Source organism: Achromobacter sp. LC458, from assembly GCF_001005835.2.
In the GTDB taxonomy this organism is placed as follows: Bacteria; Pseudomonadota; Gammaproteobacteria; order Burkholderiales; family Burkholderiaceae_B; genus Achromobacter; species Achromobacter spanius_B.
Window position 1 is genome coordinate 23,085 of record NZ_LBHW02000049.1, and the last position, 15,459, is coordinate 38,543.

The 15,459-nt window shown below is 63.7% G+C and carries 12 protein-coding genes and 1 pseudogene; 6 read left to right on the forward strand and 7 right to left on the reverse strand.

Annotation, left to right across the window (positions count from 1 at the left end; genetic code table 11):
- Positions 1-15: 15 nt before the first annotated feature.
- Complete coding sequence (locus YH64_RS26605; RefSeq protein ID WP_046807243.1) at positions 16-1,245, reverse strand: amidohydrolase family protein; 1,230 nt, start codon at positions 1,243-1,245, stop codon at positions 16-18.
- A gap of 246 nt (positions 1,246-1,491) precedes the next feature.
- On the opposite strand from YH64_RS26605, the gene YH64_RS26610 reads away from it, so the two are divergent.
- Positions 1,492-2,442 carry a LysR substrate-binding domain-containing protein gene (locus tag YH64_RS26610; protein ID WP_052946118.1) on the forward strand — a complete coding sequence of 317 codons (951 nt, stop codon included), beginning with the start codon at positions 1,492-1,494 and terminating at the stop codon, positions 2,440-2,442.
- 55 nt (positions 2,443-2,497) lie between these two features.
- On the opposite strand, the gene YH64_RS26615 is transcribed toward YH64_RS26610, so the two are convergent.
- Positions 2,498-3,634 carry an FUSC family protein gene (locus YH64_RS26615; RefSeq protein WP_046807241.1) on the reverse strand — a complete coding sequence of 379 codons (1,137 nt, stop codon included), beginning with the start codon at positions 3,632-3,634 and terminating at the stop codon, positions 2,498-2,500.
- 163 nt (positions 3,635-3,797) lie between these two features.
- Here YH64_RS26615 and YH64_RS26620 point away from each other — a divergent pair, with 163 nt between their 5' ends.
- From YH64_RS26620 to YH64_RS26630, 3 genes are all read left to right on the forward strand, one after another.
- Positions 3,798-4,814: an amino acid ABC transporter substrate-binding protein gene (locus YH64_RS26620; RefSeq protein ID WP_046807240.1), complete on the forward strand. Its 1,017-nt coding sequence runs from the start codon at positions 3,798-3,800 to the stop codon at positions 4,812-4,814.
- A gap of 164 nt (positions 4,815-4,978) precedes the next feature.
- Positions 4,979-7,111, forward strand: coding sequence for an ATP-dependent helicase (locus tag YH64_RS26625; RefSeq protein WP_046807239.1), 2,133 nt, complete (start codon positions 4,979-4,981; stop codon positions 7,109-7,111).
- A 118-nt stretch (positions 7,112-7,229) separates the two neighbouring features.
- The gene (locus YH64_RS26630; protein ID WP_006215953.1) at positions 7,230-7,511 is read left to right on the forward strand and encodes a peptidylprolyl isomerase; all 282 of its coding nucleotides are present in this window, start codon (positions 7,230-7,232) and stop codon (positions 7,509-7,511) included.
- Positions 7,512-7,608: 97 nt separating this feature from the next.
- Here the strand turns inward: YH64_RS26630 and YH64_RS26635 are convergent, their stop codons facing one another.
- The 4 genes from YH64_RS26635 to YH64_RS26650 form a co-directional block, all read right to left on the reverse strand.
- Positions 7,609-8,349: an ATP-binding cassette domain-containing protein gene (locus tag YH64_RS26635; RefSeq protein WP_046807261.1), complete on the reverse strand. Its 741-nt coding sequence runs from the start codon at positions 8,347-8,349 to the stop codon at positions 7,609-7,611.
- Positions 8,350-8,411: 62 nt separating this feature from the next.
- Complete coding sequence (locus YH64_RS26640; protein WP_046807237.1) at positions 8,412-9,374, reverse strand: substrate-binding domain-containing protein; 963 nt, start codon at positions 9,372-9,374, stop codon at positions 8,412-8,414.
- 18 nt (positions 9,375-9,392) lie between these two features.
- Entirely contained in the window at positions 9,393-10,334 is a 942-nt protein-coding gene (locus YH64_RS26645) for an ABC transporter permease (RefSeq protein WP_046807236.1), read from the reverse strand.
- Positions 10,335-10,479: 145 nt separating this feature from the next.
- Positions 10,480-12,048, reverse strand: coding sequence for an FGGY-family carbohydrate kinase (locus YH64_RS26650; protein ID WP_046807235.1), 1,569 nt, complete (start codon positions 12,046-12,048; stop codon positions 10,480-10,482).
- A 273-nt stretch (positions 12,049-12,321) separates the two neighbouring features.
- On the opposite strand from YH64_RS26650, the gene YH64_RS26655 reads away from it, so the two are divergent.
- Complete coding sequence (locus YH64_RS26655; RefSeq protein ID WP_046807234.1) at positions 12,322-13,521, forward strand: ABC transporter substrate-binding protein; 1,200 nt, start codon at positions 12,322-12,324, stop codon at positions 13,519-13,521.
- A gap of 110 nt (positions 13,522-13,631) precedes the next feature.
- Positions 13,632-13,718: pseudogene (locus YH64_RS26660) on the forward strand (SDR family NAD(P)-dependent oxidoreductase); the annotation flags it as partial.
- A gap of 126 nt (positions 13,719-13,844) precedes the next feature.
- On the opposite strand, the gene YH64_RS26670 reads toward YH64_RS26660, so the two are convergent.
- The gene (locus YH64_RS26670; protein WP_046807233.1) at positions 13,845-15,317 is read right to left on the reverse strand and encodes a DUF1254 domain-containing protein; all 1,473 of its coding nucleotides are present in this window, start codon (positions 15,315-15,317) and stop codon (positions 13,845-13,847) included.
- Between the last annotated feature and the right edge of the window lie 142 nt (positions 15,318-15,459).

The window sequence follows — 15,459 nt, forward strand, 5'->3', positions numbered from 1 at the left end:
AAGGGTGAAAGAACGTCAGCAGGCGTTCTTGTGCAGCAAGCCGCGGTTCATGATGAGCTTGATGGAATCGGGCTGCGTCAGCAGGGCGATGTCGTCCAGCGGGTTGCCGTCGACCAGCAACAGGTCGGCATGCGCGCCTTCGCGGACTTCACCCAGCAAGCCTTCCTGGTTCAAGATCTCGGCGCCGATCAACGTCGCTTGCTGGATCACCTTGGCGTTGCCCAGCACGCGCGCGCGCAAGGGCAGTTCGTCGGCTTGCATGTAGTGGGTTTCGCCCAGCAGGTCGCTGCCGTAGCCCATCTTCACGCCGACTTCGTCCAGGATTTCCAGCGCCTTCAGGCCCTGGGTGCGCACGGTGGCGATTTTCTTGACCGAGTCCGCCGGCAGGCCATAGCGCTCGCCGTCGTTGGCCAGGCCTTCGTAGGTGATCAGCGTGGGCACCATATAGGCGCCATGTTCTTTCATCACCTCGGCCGCCTCGCGGTCCACCAGGTTGCCGTGTTCGATGGTGCGCACGCCGCAGCGCACGGCACGCGTGATGGCGCGCGGCGTGTAAGCGTGGGCCATCACATAGGTGTTGGCGTTGCTGGCTTCTTCAACGATGGCGATCAGTTCTGATTCAGAAAACCCCAGGTTCTGGATCGGATCGTTCGGCGACGCCACACCGCCCGAGGCCATGACCTTGATTTGCGTGGCGCCTTTCAGGATTTCCTCACGCACCGCCAGGCGGCAGTTGTCGACGCCGTCGACCACGCGGCCGATGTTGCCGATCTTGACCGAGCACGGGCAGGGGTCCAGCTCGTCGTTGCGCGGCCGGAAGTCGCCATGGCCGCCCGTCTGCGACAGGGCTTTGCCCGAGCAGAACAGGCGCGGGCCATCGACCACGCCGTCCAGCACGGCTTGCGCCAAGGCCCAATCCGCGCCGCCGGCATCGCGCACCGAGGTAAAGCCCCGGTCCAGCATGCCTTGCATGATGGGCAAGGCGCGCAGCAGTGCCAGCGCGTTGGGCAAGGCGGCCACGCGGCCCAGGTTGAACGACGAGGCCACCACGTGCACGTGGCAGTCGATCATGCCCGGCATCAAGGTCATGCCCTTGGCGTCAACCACCTCGGCGTCGGGCGCCGTCAGCGCGTCGGCGCTGATGCGGGAGATCATTCCGTCTTCGATCAATACGTTGGCCGCGTCTTCGAGGACCATCGATCGGGTATTCAAGATCTTGCAATTCTTAACAACAACCGGCTTCATAAATAAATCACGCTATCTGTTCAACATGCAGGAAATTCAGCATGGCGAACTCTACCGGTACAATCCAAACGTCCGATACCGGGTCTCCCCTTAGGCGTTCGACACAAAATAGAACAGCCTTATGAGCTTTACTCATACCCCTCTTTGGGAATGCTCCGCGCCGGTTTTGAGCCACATTTCTTATCCGCGATTCATAGCCGGATTGCGCACACCATCATGAGACGTCGCTGCCCCACCCTCTCAGAGTTGAACGCGTTCACCGCGGCGGCGCGTCACTTGTCGTTCTCCAAGGCGGGCAAGGAACTGTTCGTGACGCAAAGCGCGATCAGCCGGCATATCGCCACGCTGGAAAGCTATCTGGGCCACACACTGTTCATTCGCGCCACCAATGGCTTGCAGCTGACCCGCATGGGCGCGACCTACCTGAGCCTGATCCGGCCGGCCCTGCACACGCTGGAAAGCGCCACATCGCAGGTCATGGCCACGCAGCAGTCGGCCAAGTCGTTGAACGTATCCGCCGCGCCCACCTTCGCGGCGCAATGGTTGTTTCCCCGCTTGAAGACATTTCGCGCCTTTAACCCGGACATCTCGGTCAATTTCGTGCGCTACAGCGTGGCGGATTACAAAAGCACTGAACTGGATTTCGACGCATCCATCCAGTATGGCTATGGGGATTGGCACGATGGCGACGCCAAGTACCTGACCGGGCGCGAAACGCGCTTGGTGTGCTCGCCCGATTATCTGGAACAGCACCCCATCAACAGCCTGGAAGACATCAAGCAGTGCACGCTGCTACAGCACATCGAGATTCCGCTGTCGTGGGAATACTGGTTTTCCACGTATATCGGCGATTATGATCGTGCGCGTTTCGGCCCGGGGTTCAATCTGTTTTCGATGATTATCCAGGCGGCGTCATCCGGCTTCGGCGTGGCCTTGATGCCGCATTGCCTGATCGAAAAGGAACTGGCGACGGGGCAGCTGGTGGACGTGTTCGACCGCGCGTTTGAAAGCCCGCTGGGTTATTACCTGTGCGCGCCGAACTGGCGCAGCAATATGGAAAGCTATGACCGCCTGAGCCAGTGGCTGTCGCATGAATGTTTGCATGGCGCGGCCGTGGAAGGCGCCATGGTGCAAACCGCCAAGCCGGATGCCGATTGCCCCTATTGCGCGGCGGGTCTGGCGCCCACGGGCGGATAACGACAAAAAAAGGAATATGGGCAAGAGCCGGCATCCGCCCCCCCTGCCCACGTAATCAACTCACCCGATTCGGCAGCACCGCGCGCATCCACCGGCTTAATTGCGGCCGTATGCGTTGGTTATGCAGCAGCACCGCGCCCAGCACCCCGATGAACGCGCCGATGACCGTATCCACAAACCGCGCTTCAATGACGTCGGCCGGATAGCCCTGACCTAGATGGGGCGCTTCGGCCAGGAATATGGTCAGCGGCGTAATCAGCGCCACCGCGCTGGCATAGTGGCGGACCACCAGCGTTTCAATACCGAACGACAGCGCCATCATCACCAGGCTAAGCGTCCACACATTCAACGGCAGGCTCAACAACGCCCACGCCACGCACAAACCCAGCGCCGTTCCCAATATCCGATGCAGCTGGCGGTTCCAGGCCGCCCACAGGCTGGCGCCCTGGATAATCGCCAGGCAACTGACCGGCACCCAATACGGGCGCGGCAGTTGCAGTAATTCGGCCACCAACAAGGAAATGCCCACGAACAGGCCGATGATGACCGAGTCGTACACCACAAAATCAAAGGTCGGTTTGGGCGGCGCGGCTTCGGGCGGCGGCGGCGCCACGCGCGTCATGTGCAGGGAATACGCAAACGCCACCAGGCAGGCCACCAGGCAACCCAGCGCCACCATGCCAACGCGCATCGGCACATCTTCAATATGGCCAGGCGTATACGCGGCAATCGCGGTGGCCATAATGAAGAACAGGCTGCCCGGCGGCCCCAGCCGATAGCAGCGGCACACCATGTTCACCAGGATGGCAATAACGGTCAGTGCGGCAATCATCGCCGTGGGCCAGAACTGCGTCAGCGCGCCGATGGCGTAGCAGGCGACCATGCCGAACGCGGCCGCCAGCAGCATCATCATGCGTTGGGCAAGTGAAGTATTGGTCAGGCTTAGAAACACCATGCCGCCCAAACTGGACATCAGGCCATAGTCCATGCGGCCAAAATACGCGCCCACCATTAATGGCAAGCCGGAAGACAGCGCGGCGGCCAGCGGCATTTCCCAACGCCGGTCGCTGGTATTGACGCGGATCAGTTCACGCCACGTGCCCTGCACCTGCTGCTTGACGAAACCACGCCCCGGGCGGCGCCGCGCGTGGCCGCTGTCGTCGGCATGTTCGGGTGGATCTTTCTGATTCATTTATCGCCCCTGTGTCGGCCCGGCAAGAATTATCCCCGTAAATTCCGCCCAGTGGATTTAACGGGAATTCCCTGATATTCCCGCCCAGGCGGCGTGGCTACCATTCCGCGCACCTCGGCCCACGGCCGACAGAATACCAATGCGCCCAGCGCGCGGAGACACCATGAAAGCACTCAAACACGTTGCGGCAGGCACCGCCTTATTTCTTTCGTCCTGGGCCGCCACGGCGGGCGTGACTTTCGACAGCGTCAAGAACAAGGGCTTTGTCCAATGCGGCGTCTCGACCGGCGTGGCCGGCTTTTCGGTCAATGACAGCAAGGGCGGCTGGGTCGGCCTGGACGTGGACCTGTGCCGCGCGCTAGCCATCACCATGTTTGGCGACCCCGCCAAATCCAAGATCATGGCCGTCAGCGCCGTGCAGCGTTTTACCGCGCTGCAATCCGGCGAAGTGGACGTCCTGCCGCGCAACACCACGCTATCGCTCACGCGTGACACCACGTTGGGGTTGATCGGCGTGGGCGTGAACTACTACGACAGCCAGGGCATCATGGTGAACAAGACCCTGAACGTGAAAAGCGCCAAGGAACTGGACGGCGCCACCGTGTGCGTGCAACCGGGCACGACCACCGAACTAAACCTGGCGGACTGGTTCCGTTCGCAGAACATCGCGTTTAAACCGGTGGTGGTGGAACGCCTGGACGAGATCATCCGCGCCTTCGCGGTGGGCCGCTGCGACGCGTTCACCGGCGACAAGTCGCAACTGGCCGCGGCGCGCAGCAACCTGGAAAACCCCGGCCAATACGACATCCTGCCCGAGAACTTCTCGAAGGAACCGCTGGGCCCCATGGTGCGCCAGGGCGACGAGCAGTGGTTCAACGTCGTGCGCTGGACCATGTTCGCCATGCTGGAAGCCGAGGAATACGGCGTCACGTCCAAGAACGTGGACGAAATGCTGAAAAGCACCAACCCCAACGTGCAACGCCTGCTGGGCGTGACGCCAGGCATGGGCAAGAACCTGGGCGTGGACGACAAGTGGGCCTACAACATCATCAAGCACATCGGCAACTACGGCGAAAGCTTCGAAAAGAACCTGGGCCCCAGCAGCCCGCTGAAACTGTCGCGCGGCCTGAACGCGTCTTACCGTGACGGCGGCCTGATGTACGGGTGGCCGGTGCGCTGATCGCGGCGCGTCCGCTTTCCACATCTGCTTCCCCGTAGTCAGGACCTGAATGGCCGGCAGGCGCGCCTGGCGCCCGCCGCCCATTTGCGTTGCGGAGCCCATTTTTGGAATCGTTACACTGGCGTCTTCCGCTGCGACATTCTGCTCGCGCCTTTTTTGCCTAGATGACCACAAACTCCCCTGCCCCCCAGTTCTTCCCGTCCGGATTCGTGCCCACTGAAGAACAGGCCCGGATCCAGACCTCGCGCAGCCGGACCAGCCTGGTCATCGCCAACGCGGGCGCCGCCAAGACCACCACGCTGGCCCTGCGCGTCGGCGAAGCGCTGACGCGCGGCCTGCCGCCTGAAGACATCCTGGCGCTGACGTTCACGGATGAAGCGCGCCAGGTGCTGCAAACGCGCCTGGTCGACGTCGGTATCGCCTACAACACGGCGCGGCGCGTCCCTGTGCAAACGGTTGAAGAGTATGCGCAGCGGGTATTGGCCAAGATCGAAGACGGCAAGCCCGAGGTGTTGCCGTCCACGCGCGAACAACAAGCCTACGCCTTGTACGCCCTGGAAAGCGTGGCGGCCAATAACCCGCAATATGCCGAGCTGCTGGATATCCGTACGCACAACACGGCCGTCAGCCAGTTTCTGGATAACCTGCTGAAGCTGAAAGCCACGATGCAGATCGCGCCGAATGACGAGGCCGATGCCCTGTCCATCGCCGAAAGCGCGGGCGTGACAATCACCGATTATCTGTGGGCCGTTGAATACGAAAAACAGCGCGTTGATGTGTTCGGTTATGTAGACGCCCGGGGTTTTTTTGACGCCACGTACGATCTGGCCCGCCTGCTGCGGTCTTCTTCCGACCCGCGCGACGTGCTGGCCCCTTACAGGCTGGTGTTGTGTGACGAGCTGCACGACATTAACGAAGCGTCGTTCTGCATTATCGAAGCACTGCTGAATGTGGACGTTACGTATTTTGTAGGTGTGGGCGATAAAGACCAGGTGATTTATTCACACCTGGGAGCGGATGAATCGTTTCTGCAAACTCGCATCCGTGCCAGCTTCCCGGATTGCGCAAACTACCCGCTGACGATGACGTACCGCCACGGCCCGCATCTGGCCTACGCGATGGAAGCGTTCAAGCAAAAACCGGTGGATTCAAACCTGCCGCTGCGCACTGACATTCACGAGGCCGCGTACGCCGACACGCCGGGTGCGTGTGGCGACCAGGTCGTCAAGGCGATCCTGCAATGGAAGCAGGACCGCAAACCGCTGGACCAATGCTGCGTCCTGCTGCGCGACGCGCATCAATCCATCGAAATCGAAAACGCCTTGATGAACGCCGGCCTGCCCTACCGCACGCTGACGATGAAGAGCTACCTGCTGCGCGAAGAAATCCTGTTCCTGCGCGGCATGCTCGCCATTGCGCTGGACGACTTTCACCACGTGGTCGCGCCCACCACGCGCGAGGCCATCGTCGACGCGCTGACCACCTTTGCCGAAGTGCCGCTGACGCCGCAGGAACTGCGCGAAGCCCAGACCACGCTGGCCAACGAGCCGTCCGCGCTGAAGCACTTTTTCAGCGGCCAGATACAGCGCGTGGGCAGCCCCGCCGCCCGCGCCCGCGTCACGGACGCGGTAGAACACCTGCGCGCCTTGCCCACCGACACCCCCGCCTACCTGGCGCTGGAGTCCGTGCGCGACGGGATGGACATGGAAAAGCTGGCCAGGCGCCTGTACGTGCACCCCTACGAGGCGTCCGTCGTTACGCGGTCGATCAACGGTTTCATCGCATCGGCCAAGGCGTCGGCCAAGACGCTGCGCGAGTTCTCGGAATGGATCGGCGCGGCGGAAGCCTTTGTCGGCGCGCGGCCCGGCAAGAACACGGTGCAGATGGATTGCATCGTCAACGTCAAGGGCAAGGAATTCGAACACGTCGTCCTGCCCTTCATGGACGCCGACGCATTCCCCGACCCGCTGCGTCAACGCCGCGAAGAAGAGAACCTGTTTTATGTCGCGGCAACACGAACCAAGTCGCGCCTGACCTTGATATCGACGCAAGACGCCACGCGCCGCAGCGCGTTCATCGACCAGATGCAACTGGCCGCCACGCAAAAGCGCGCGGACACCGCGCTACGCCGAAACATGGCCGCGCCGGTGCAAGCGGTGGGCCACCGGGATTTGAAAGTGGCCTACGCGAACCGGGACGTGGTCAAGGCGCTGGGCGCGCAATGGGACAAGACCCGCAAGGTTTGGTATGTGCCCAGCGGGATGGACTTGGGGCCGTTTCGGGAATGGCTGGCGTAACGTCGGGTTAATAACCGCAACAGGGCCGCCACGAAAGCCAGTTTATGATGGCACCGTAGTGAGCACGCCCAAATGCGTTACTCTCCCCTCCCCAATCTATTCCGCAAGGAGCCTCCACATGGCACAAGCCTCCGCCCGTCACATCCTCGTTTCCACCGAAGCCAAGTGCAACGAACTCAAGACCGCCATTGAAAACGGCGCTGACTTTGCTCAAGTCGCCAAGGAAAACTCCAGCTGCCCGTCGAGCCGTGACGGTGGCAACCTGGGCACGTTTGGCCCGGGCCAGATGGTCAAGGAATTCGATACCGTCGTGTTCAGCGCTCCGGTCGGCGTGGTGCAAGGTCCGGTGAAGACGCAGTTCGGTTATCACCTGGTTGAAGTGACCAGCCGCCAGGACTAAGTCCCGCCGCTGCACGATAAAAAGCCGCCGCCAGGGGAAACCCGGCGGCGGCTTTTTTTTTATGCAGCAGGCGCAAATGCGGGCACGCCCGCCAGAATCAATCTTTACCCGTCATCACCCGATGCGCCAGGGCGTCGGCGTCCAGGCCGGCGATGTCGCGTTCGATCACCTTGATGCCGCCTTTCAGGATGGCGACGCGGTCTGCCAGGGCGACGACGTCGGCCATGTTGTGGCTGATCAGGATCACCGTGCGCCCTTCTTCGCGCAGCTTGCGCACCAGGTTCAGGACCAAGGCGGTTTCCTTGACGCCCAGGGCGGCGGTGGGCTCGTCCATGATGACGACGCGCGCGTCCCAGCGCAGGGCGCGGGCGATGGCGACGGCCTGGCGTTGGCCGCCCGACATGCGTTCAACGGGGCGGTCCATGTCGTCGATGGGCACCGACAGGCGCTGGAGATAGCCGCGCGCCTGCTCGGCCATGCGGCGCTTGTCCAGCACGCGCAGCGGGCCGACGCGGCGGACCAGCTCGGCCCCCATGAAGACGTTTTCCCAGATGGACAGGCGCGGCGCCAGGGCCAGGTCCTGGTAGATAGTGGCAATGCCCTGGACCAACGCATCGTGCGGCGAACGGAAGGCGACGGCGCGGCCGTTCAGGCTGAGTTCGCCACCCGTGGGTTCCTGCGCACCCGAGATGATGCGGATCAGCGTGGATTTGCCCGCGCCGTTGTCGCCGCAAATGGCCATGACCTTGCCTTCGGGTACGTCCAGGTCCACGCCTTTCAGGGCCTCGACCGCGCCGTACGATTTGCGGATCTGGCGTAGCGACAAGGCGGCGGTGATGGGGGGCATGCTGGCTGGGGTCATCGGGGTCATGCTGACTGGAATTACACGCTGGCCCGCATTCACTTCGCGGCGGGTTGCAGGAACTTCTGCACGTTGGACGCATCGACCAACACCGAATCCATGAACAGGTATGGCCCGGAGGCCACCGTTTCCTTGGGCTCTTTCTTGACCACGATGCGGTCGATGGAATCGATGGCGCTGGTGCCCAGCTGTTCGAACGGAATCATCATCGTGGCGGTGATCAGGCTGTTGGGGTCGGCGATGCGGCGATAGGTTTCGGGCCCGCCGTCCACCGACACCAGCGTGATGTCGCCCTTCTTCATGCCTTGCGATTGCAGCAGGTCGTCGATGACATAGGCTTGCCCGTCAAACGATGCCCACACGCCCTTGAACTGACCTTGATGGCGCAGGAACAGCGCCTGCATGCCGTTGCGCACATCGTCGCGCCAGCTTTGCGTGCGGGCCATGCTGAACTTGGCCAGATCCTTGACGGCGGTGTTCTCCGTCAGCACCGCGTCCAGCATCTTGCCGCGAATGCGCGTGCCCGAGTTGCCATCAAAGCGCGCCGACAAAATGTTGCCCTGATAGCCCATCTTGCCCAGCAGGTACAAGACCGACTGCGCGCCCGTGGCGTATTCGTTGACTTCCACGTCGAACAGCATGTGCGGGCTGGCGCCGGACATCACGCCCACCACGGGAATGCCTTTCTCTTTGGCGGCCTGCAACTGCGCGTCGGTTTCCACCGGCTTGCCCATTGCCACGACGATGGCATCGACCTTCTTGTTGACCAGCGTGTCCAGCTGTTCGGCCAGCTTGGGCAACGAGCCCTCGGCGTTCAGTTGCGTGACCGTCCAGCCCTTGGCGCGCGCGGCCTGGGCGGCGGCGTTGGCCACGCGGGCGTGCGTCTCGGACGACATCTGGAACGCGACAATGCCGACGTCAAAGGCGTGGGCGGCGCTGGCGGCCAACGCCTGCGCGGCGAAGGCGCCCGCCAGCAATGTGCGCTTGATCAATGTCTTCATGATGGTTTCCCCTTCGGATCAGAATTTGAAAGCCGCTTTCTTCAGCACGGCCGATGACACCGCGACGGATGCAATCATGATGAATCCCAGCACGATGTCCTGCACGTAGTACGGCGCGCCCATCAGCACCAGGCCGTTGCCCAGCACCTTCAGGATCAACGCGGCCACCAGCGTGCCGCCGATGTTGGCATGGCCGGGGTTGAACATCGTCATGCCCAGCAGCACGGCGGCGATGGCATACAGGAAGTAGTCGCCGGCCATGTTGGGCGCGGCGGACGACAGGCTGGATGTCAGCAGCACGGCGGCGACGCCGGCGCACAGGCCGGACAACGCCAGCCCGATGCTTTTCATGGCGCGGATGTTGATGCCGGCCAGGCGCGCGGATTCGCCGGCCTCGCCCGTGGCCGTCATGCGTGCGCCGGTGCGCGTCCACTTGATGAGGAAATACGCGACCAGCACGATGCCCAGCATCCACAGCACCAGCGCCGGGATGCCGAAGGGCTTGGCGCGGGCCAGGTCGGTAAAGGCAGTGGGCCAGCGGCCTACGTACGACACGCCGTCGGTCAGCATGAAGGCGAAGCCGCGCGCCATGGCGGCCATGCCCAGCGTGGCGATCAGCGATGGCACGCGCAGCCGCGTCACCGCGATGCCGTTGGCCAGGCCGCACAGCAGGCCGACGCCCAGGCCCGCCGCAATCGCGACGATCACCGATTGGCCGGTATGGACCAGCGCACCGGTGACGACGGCGGCCAGGCTGGCGACGTCGGCCACCGACAAGTCCAGTTCTGCCGTCACCAGCGCCAGCGTGAAGCCGATGGCGATGATGGCCAGAAAGCTGGTTTCCTTGGCGATGTTCAACAGGTTGTTAGGCGCCGCGAAATTAGGGGCGGCGATTGCGAAGAAGCCCACCAGGACCAATCCCGCGATTGCCGTGCCGTACTTTTCCAGGATGCCGCGCATCGACTCAACCCTTGCTGCGTTGGTATTTGTTGTAGTGCAAGGGTTATCCACCGCCTGCCGGGCGTACGCGCCCTGATGGCGTAGCAGTTTATACCCGGGCAGCCCTGCGCAGGGCGGCTTTGCGGCGTCGTCGCACTTAGGGTTTTTACGGCAGGCGCAGTGAGGCCAAGGCGTGCGAGACCGGCGTCAAGGCGGCTTCGGCAGCGCGAAATTGCGCATACAGCCGGTGATAGGCGTTGCGTCGGGTGGCGTCGGGATCGTAGCGGTGCGCGGGGCGTGCCAGGGTGGCCTGGGCTTGCGCGAAGCTGCCGTAGCGGCCAAGCGCGGCCCAGGCGGCAGCCGCCGCGCCGATGACGCCCGGCTGGTCCGCGTGCCCCACCACGACGGGGCGTTCGCAGATATCGGCCTTGACCTGGCACCAGTGCGGGTTGGACGCCGCGCCGCCACCGAAGCGAATTTCTGCAACCGGCTTACCCAGTGCGGCTTCGGCGCGTTGCAACACCGTGCGGTTCAAGAAGGCCACGCCTTCCAGCACCGCCCATGCCAGGTCGCCGGGGCCGTGCCGGCGGTTCAGGCCGATGAGGGCGCCGCGCAATTGGGGGTCCCAGTAAGGCACGCGCTCGCCTTGAAGGTAGGGCAGGAACAGTGCGGGCTGCGGGTCGCGCGGCGCGTTAAGCAAGGCGTTCATGGCGTGGCTGACGGCGGACATGTCGCCGGCCCGCGAGTCGCCAAACCGGGCCACCCCGCCCAGCAAGGGCAACAGCCAGGCGATGGTGTCGGCGCCGTTCTGGCCCGGTCCGCCGATCTGGTGGTTGCCGTTGCCCCAGTTCACCGTCATCAGCCCCTCGGCCAGCACCGGCTCGGCGCCGACCGCGCCGAAGACTTCGGTGGTGCCCGAGATGTTGTAAGCGTAGCCGGGCCGCAACGCCCCCAGCCCGGCCACGGCGGCCCAGGTGTCGTTCGAGCAGGCGACCACGCCGCGGCCTGCAAGACGGGCCAGCGAACCCGGCAGGCCGGGTTGCACCGGGCCGACGATGGCAAGGGGGTCCAGCAAAGGCGGCACCCAGCCGGGATCGGCGCCGACCGCAGTCAGCAGGTCGGGGGCTGGGCCTTGCGGCCGCGCCGCCGCCGCCAGTCTGGCCATGGACACGGTGTCGCTGGCGGCATGGCCGGTCAGGCGGAAGTTCAGGTAGTCCTTCGGTTCCAGCACGACACGCACGCGTGCGGCATGTTGCGGTTCGACGCGCAGCAGCCACGCCACGCGCGCCCACGGGTGAAACGCGTTGATCTGCGCGGTTTCGGGGTGGTCGGCGGGCATCGCGGCCAGCCATTGCGCCACGTCCCCCGCCGTGCGCGTGTCGCGCCATGTGATGGCGGGACGCACGGGCGCGCCCTGCGCATCCACGAATACCTGCGTGCGGGTGACGCCGCAGATCGCGAGGGCGGCGATGGCGTCAAAGTCGGCGCCCGCCTGCCGCGCCAGGGTGTCGGACAGCACTTGCAGCCCGCGCCACCACTCGTCGGCATCGATCTCGTCCCAGCCGGCTTGGATGCCGGTGGCCGCCGGGCTGTCGATGGCGCAGGCGTGGGCGATGCCTCCCGCCTCATCCACCAGCGCGGCCCGGAAGCGGGTGCCGCCCAGGTCCACGGCAAGAACGTAGCGCGGGCCGGCAGGGCCGGAAGATTGGGGGTCGGTCGGTGGGCGGCGGGACATAGCGGCAGATTGTATTTCAGGGGGGTCGCGCCTGACCGCGTGGATGACATCAAGATCACGCTGCGCCGCAGCACCGGAAACCGTATCAGTTGATAATTTCTGTTCACGTGACAAGGCCGGATCCGTGCGACAGAATGGGCCGCACCCGGAGGAGACAGCCGGGGCCACGATAAAACATTACACGTCCAAGTCCCATGAAAAAACCCAGGGACAACGTCGCATTCTGACGACGGCACGGCATCCAAACCAAAACCCCAAGGCGGGAGACAAATCATGAAAAAAACCTTGAACGCGGCGGTAGCGTCGGCACTGCTGGCCTTTGGCGGCGCGGCCGTGGCCGACGACGGCGTGATCCGCATCGGCTTCATCACCGATATGTCGGGCCTGTCAGCCGATGCCGACGGCCCGGGCGGGGCCGAAGCCATCAAGATGGCGGTGGCGGACATGGGTGGCGAAGTGGCCGGCAAGAAGATCGAAGTGCTGGTTGCCGACCATCAAAACCGGGCCGACATTGCGTCGTCTCGCGCGCGCGAATGGCTGGATCAGAAAGGCGTGGACATGCTGATCGCGGGCGCCAATTCCGCCGCCGCGCTGGCCATGGCAAAGGTGGCCGAAGAAAAGAAGACGCCGTTTTTCGTGGTCAGCGCGGGCGCCTCGGAACTGACCAATGCGCAATGCACGCCGTACACGGTGCACTACGTTTACGACACGGTGTCGCTGTCGCGCGGCACGGCGCGCGCGATGCTTAAAGAAGGCAACAAGGACTGGTACTTCCTGACGGTGGACCACGCCTTTGGCCACGCGCTGGAGCGCGATGCGTCGGCCGTGGTGCAGGCAAACGGCGGCCAGGTAAAGGGCCGTGTTCGCCATCCGCTGAACACATCGGATTTCTCTTCCTACATCTTGCAGGCGCAGGCGTCGGGCGCCACGGTGCTGGGCCTGGCCAACTCGGCCGCCGACACCAGCAACGCCGTGAAGGCCGCCGCCGAATTCGGCCTGACGCCAAAGATGAAAATTGCCGGCCTGCTGGTGCTGATCACCGACATCCACGCGCTGGGCCTGGCCGCCGGGCAAGACATGTACCTGACCACCGCCTGGTACTGGGACCAGGACGACGCATCCCGCAAATGGGCCGCGCGCTTTGAGGAGCGCATGAAGAAGAAGCCGTCGATGCTGCAAGCGGGCGATTACTCGGTCACCACCACCTACTTGAACGCGGTGAAAGCCACCGGCACGACGGACGGCGAAGCCATCATGAAGTGGGTCAAGAGCAACCCGGTAAACGATTTCTTTGTGAAGAACGCGACGGTGCGCGCTGACGGCCTGCTGGTGCACGACATGTATTTGATGCAGGTGAAAAAGCCGGCCGAATCGAAGGGGCCTTGGGACTATTACAAGCTGGTCGCGAAGATTCCGGGTGATGAGATCTATACCTCGCCGAAGGAATCCAAGTGCCGCTTGATGACGCAATGATCCGATGACGCAATGACACAGTGACGCATACGGGCAAACCCATAACGCCTTCCAGGGAACCCGCATGACCCCGCAAGACTTGACCGCCCTGCCCGTGGATCTGAGCGGTGCCTTTGCGCACGCCCTATGCCGCGTCCAAATGGGGCGTGGTCGGGTTGACGCGATCGCTGGCGGTGGAGTTGGGCAGTTACGGCATCTGCGCCGGCGTGGCCGATCGCCGGCTGCGTCAGGCTCATGACCTGCGCGGCCTGGCGCGTCGAGCCGTCATGACAACCGTGTAGAAGATGCGCAGATCGTGGATGTTGAAGTTGCGCTTCATGCCGCTAGCGCGCCACGCGTTCGATTTCCGGTGTGACCCACTTGCCGTCCAACAGCGCCGGCTTGGGCCAGTAATAGCGCATCGTCACCATGAACGGGCCGTCCGGCGCCGGCAGCCAATTTGATTCGCGGCCCTTGCCTGGGGACTGCGCCTGGATGTGAATGGTGACCCCGCCATCCGCGTCTTTTTTCAGCGACGGCAGCATGGAGGAATTGATCAGGTAGCGGCCCAGCGGATTGGGCGCCAGCAATTGCTCGGGCAGGCGATACAGGGTCATGGACCAGAATGCGTTGACGGGCGGCAGGCTGCGCGGCGCGAAGCGCATGGTGTAGGCGTACCTGCCGTCCAGCTCTTGCCCACGGCTGTCTTTTTCAAGCACGGGGTACAGCGCTTCTTCGCGGCTATTGGCGCCGATGCCGATCTGCGTGCCGGTAGCGCGCGACAGGTAATCGTTCTTGAGCTTGGCGCGATCGCCAAACAGCGTATCGGTCTTGCCGGCCAGCGCCGCGCGGTTCTTGTCGATGTCGTTCTGCGCGGTGTGCATGCCCTCTTGCAGGGCGCGGCGCAGGCGCGGGTCCAGCTTGTCGACCGGGTACGGCTGACCCGGCTTGATACCGATGCTTGCCAGGCGTTCGCGCAACCATTTTTCGGTGGGGTGCGTGGGGGCAAACTGAAGCAGGAAGGCCAGCTGGTGATAGAACTCAAGCGAGGTGCGCATCTCGTGCGGCGGCACGGGGGCAATCCAGTCGATCGGGGCCGGCGCGGGCGGCGGCGCGGTGCGCGTGTACGCGGACAGCGGCTGCACCTTGTAGCGCGCCTGGATGCGCTTGACGTTGTCCAGGTCGGCCGGGTTGAACAGCTGCGTGCGCCCCACCAGGCTGACCAGTTCCGTTTCTGACTTGATGACCCGCGTGATGCCCTTGGGCGTCTTGCCCTGCCAGCGCGGCCCCGCCACCAGGAAGTGGCCGCCGCCGTTGCCGGTCTCGCGGCTGCCGATATAGGCGAAGTTATACGTGTACAGGTCCATCAATTGCAGGACGAAGTACCGCCGCTTTTCCATGGGCGGCACGCTGACGACCACGGGTTCGGCGCGCAGGTCCAGCATCGCGAAGGAATACGGCGTATCGGAATTCGGCGTGACGAACGCGGTGTCGTCGGGCGTGAAGACGCGCGCGATGTTGATGATGGTGTTGGGCGGCCCCTTGTACTGGGGGTTGGTCTTGTCCAGGTTGAAGGCGTACAGGGTCTGGTAGCTGGCGACCATGGGTGTGCCGTACAGATACGCTTCGCTGGCGATGCTGCGCGCCTGCTGCGCGGTGACGCCGTGAATGCCGACGGACTGCGAACCCGTTGCCTCGTCCGGAGACGTGAAGCTGCACCCGGCTACGCCAGCGGCCAGCATCAAGATGGCAAGCCCGCCCAAAACGGGGTGCCGGGCCGGAGACGACAAGCCGGTGCTACTCTGGCGATCACGCATACATTTGCTCCAACACATTCTGATGTTGGCAACGCCCTGTTGGCGGCAGCGTCGCGGGCAAGGACTGCAATTCCCGGGGGATTCTGGCATATTTCCCGTCAATCAACATCTCCGAACCCACGATACCGTACTAGATATCGTA